Origin of the sequence: Blastopirellula marina (genome assembly GCF_002967715.1) — a bacterium.
GTDB lineage: Bacteria > Planctomycetota > Planctomycetia > Pirellulales > Pirellulaceae > Bremerella > Bremerella marina_B.
Window position 1 is genome coordinate 1 of sequence record NZ_PUIA01000067.1, and the last position, 579, is coordinate 579.

General features: G+C 55.3%; 1 pseudogene. It reads left to right on the forward strand.

From position 1 onward, the window contains the following. Positions 1–208: 208 nt before the first annotated feature. A pseudogene (locus C5Y96_RS20060) lies at positions 209–579 on the forward strand (IS4 family transposase); the annotation flags it as partial.

The window sequence follows — 579 nt, forward strand, 5'->3', positions numbered from 1 at the left end:
GCTAATGCGTGAAAAGATTTGAGACCAACAGGAATTGAAAATCTAATCAACTGTTGGTGCCACCCGTCGCCGCCCGGTCGTTTAGAATTTGCCCCCCGTCCCAATACTGTTCGGCACGCCATTTGCGCATTCAAATTGATTCCATTTCGCCGTGCCACAATGGCAGAGCGAAGCTTGGTTTCAACCTTGGATGCAGTGGTATTTTATCGTGCGGAAGTCTTCTAAGAAACGCAAATTGGCGGCCCCGCCTGCTAGCGCCGACGACCAGCAACCGATCGGTGTGCAAGGCCTGAAGTACTTTGCCAAGTTGCGGCCGTTGTTGGCGGAGCTTCATGACGAGGGGACGGAGCGCGATGTCGCTGGCAATCGCACCTTGCACTTCGATCAGTATTGTCTGCTGGTGTTGCTTTACGTCTTGAACCCCGGCATTTCTAGTCTGCGGGCGCTGTCGCAGGCAAGCGAACTCACCAAGGTTCAGGCGAAGCTTGGCAACGCGAAAGCGTCGCTGGGCTCGCTTTCGGAAAGCGCGCGGTTGTTCGATCCGGAGCGGCTGAAGGCCATTATTGGACTGCTGACCGA